General features: G+C 71.2%; 3 protein-coding genes. All 3 read left to right on the top strand.

Features of this window, described 5'->3' with window-relative positions; genetic code table 11:
• Positions 1 to 311: 311 nt before the first annotated feature.
• Genes ACWIBS_RS15165 through ACWIBS_RS15155 form a run of 3 tightly spaced genes read left to right on the top strand, consistent with a single transcriptional unit; the run spans position 312 to position 1293 of the window.
• On the top strand, positions 312 to 524 hold the full coding sequence (locus ACWIBS_RS15165; protein WP_454137043.1) for a hypothetical protein: 213 nt from the start codon (positions 312 to 314) through the stop codon (positions 522 to 524).
• Entirely contained in the window at positions 521 to 958 is a 438-nt protein-coding gene (locus tag ACWIBS_RS15160) for a hypothetical protein (protein WP_376131516.1), read from the top strand. Before ACWIBS_RS15165 ends, ACWIBS_RS15160 begins: the two co-directional genes overlap by 4 nt.
• On the top strand, positions 955 to 1293 hold the full coding sequence (locus tag ACWIBS_RS15155; RefSeq protein ID WP_376131513.1) for a hypothetical protein: 339 nt from the start codon (positions 955 to 957) through the stop codon (positions 1291 to 1293). The genes ACWIBS_RS15160 and ACWIBS_RS15155 overlap by 4 nt, the downstream gene beginning before the upstream one ends.
• Positions 1294 to 1684 lie beyond the last annotated feature (391 nt).

Here is a 1684-nt window from a genome sequence, read left to right as displayed (position 1 = left end):
GGTCATGGTGTGTCCCTTCCTGGGGTTTGTATCTCTGACAGTTACAGACTACGAGGGGGGTCAGACATTGGGGACCATGGGCGGCTGGTTGGGGTGCTGTGGGGTGTCTTGGCAGGGGGTGAATTGTGCTGTCAATTTGCAAGCGGGTTTCGGGGTGAATGTTGTTTGCATTTTGCAAGCAGATTTCGGGTGGGAGTGTCGGGGGTGTGCGGTAGTTTGTAACTGTCAGAGATACAGAGTTTTGGGAGGTGGTGGTGATGGTTTCTGGTCGGTATGGGGTTCGGGGTCGGGGGATCAGTTCGGGTGCGTTGTTGGGTCGGATCGCGGCGCAGGAGCGTCGGGAGCGGTTCGAGGCGTTGCCGGAGGTTGTGGCGGCGCGTGAGGCGTTTCGGGTGGGTGTGCGGCGGGCGCAGTTGGAGTCGCGGATCGTGCGGGGCACCGAGGGTGGCTTCTACAGCGAGGCGGATATCGAGCACGCACGGGCGGCGCTGGCGCGGCTGGATGAGCCGGGGGTGGCGGCGTGAGCGTGGCGGCGGTGATCTCGGTGCGGGGGTTGTGGGTGGGTCGGCATGTGGTGACGCCGGATGGGGAGGGTGTGATCGGCGCGGTGGAGCGCGGCCGCGGCGAGGGGTGGCGTCCGGGGGAGCCTGAGGCGGTGCGGGTGGGGTTCGGGTTCCCGGTGGTGGAGGAGCGGGCGCGGGGTCGGAAGGTGGAGCGGGTGATGTTCCTGTTCGAGGTGGAGCGGCGCTACGAGCTCGACGAGGTGTGGCCGAAGCCGGCGGGCGCGCAGCGGGAGAGCGTGGATGAGTTCATGGCGCGCAAGCATGATCGGTCGTGGAAGCCGCGGGCGCTGCCGAAGTCGCGCCGGTTGCCGCGGTTGTCGGAGGAGAAGTTCGAGGCGCTGATGCGGGAGCAGGGTGCTGCGCGGTGGGATGAGCCGGGGAGGATGGGGGCATGACGACGCCGCGCAACTTCCGAGCTCACGTCGCGCTGACGGCGCGTGAGGCGGCCCCGGCGATGTGGTCGGGAGCGTACGTGAGCGTGGGCGAGTTCTTCGCCGTGGTGGGCGCTGCCGATCTCGCGGAGCGGTTCGAGCCGGTGCCGAGCAACGAGTGGGTGCGGCCGGGTCTGGCGGGAGCGGTGGCGTATCGGGATCCGGATGCCGCGGCCGCGGGCGAGGGGTTCGGATTCGCGCTGGCGGTGTACGTCGAGGGCGACGTGACGGTCTACCGGTTCCCGCGGATCGAGGATGCCGCCCGGGCAGGCCGGCTGTGGACGGCCGGCCTGATCTGAGCCGTTCGGCAGCGCCCGGCCACCTCGAGCTCGAGGCGATCGCCGGCCACGCAGCGCAGCTGCGCACCCGGCCTCGGCAGACGCCGCGCTGAGCGGCCGGCGAGGCGCCCTCGAGGCGACCACACCGGGGGAGCGGAGCCAGGCCCGCACGCAGGCGCACAGCGCCGCGCAGCGGGCATCCAGACCCCCCGGCCAGCCCTGCCACACCGCCCCCGCGAGCGCACCCGCGCTCGCCCCATCCGCACGGCCGACCACCCGACCTCGCACACCCGACCACGACCACGCGCACAGCGTCAGCCCGCCCCGAAAACGTCACCACAGCAGCGGCCCGCCAGGGCCGCAGGGCGCGCGCCAGCGCGCCCGCCGAGAGGCGGCGCCAGCCGCCGCTCGC

Source organism: Microbacterium sp. NPDC055442 (genome assembly GCF_053644215.1).
This window is presented reverse-complemented; position numbering and strand designations above follow the sequence as displayed.

Bases quoted from the DNA above. Each gene is read 5' to 3' on its own strand.
- ACWIBS_RS15155 (WP_376131513.1), top strand. From the start codon at position 955: ATGACGACGCCGCGCAACTTCCGAGCTCACGTCGCGCTGACGGCGCGT.